The following is a 305-nucleotide window of genomic DNA, read 5'->3' as shown; positions in this document are numbered from 1 at the left end:
AACTCGCCCTACTCCGCGAGCAAAGCCTCCTCCGACCATCTGGTGCGCGCCTGGCGCGAGACCTACGAACTGCCGACGCTGGTCACCAACTGCTCGAACAATTACGGCCCCTATCACTTCCCGGAAAAGCTGATTCCGCACATGATCATCAAGGGTTTGGCCGGCGAGCCCCTGCCCGTCTACGGCGACGGAAAGAACATCCGCGACTGGCTCTATGTCGAGGACCATGCGAAGGCACTCACGCTGGTGCTCGAGCGCGGCGCGGTCGGCGAGACCTACAATGTCGGCGGCCGCAACGAGCGCAC

Annotated in this window: 1 protein-coding gene; it reads left to right on the top strand. The window is 63.3% G+C overall.

Translation table 11 applies throughout. The features are described from left to right. Positions 1–305 (top strand): NAD-dependent epimerase/dehydratase family protein (locus tag CWO89_RS45410; RefSeq protein WP_130584497.1); only part of this gene is annotated, 305 nt, incomplete at both ends.

Source organism: Bradyrhizobium sp. Leo170 (assembly GCF_004296405.1).
Classification (GTDB): domain Bacteria; phylum Pseudomonadota; class Alphaproteobacteria; order Rhizobiales; family Xanthobacteraceae; genus Bradyrhizobium.
Note: the sequence above shows the minus strand (reverse complement) of the source record. Positions and strands in the feature narration are given on the sequence as shown.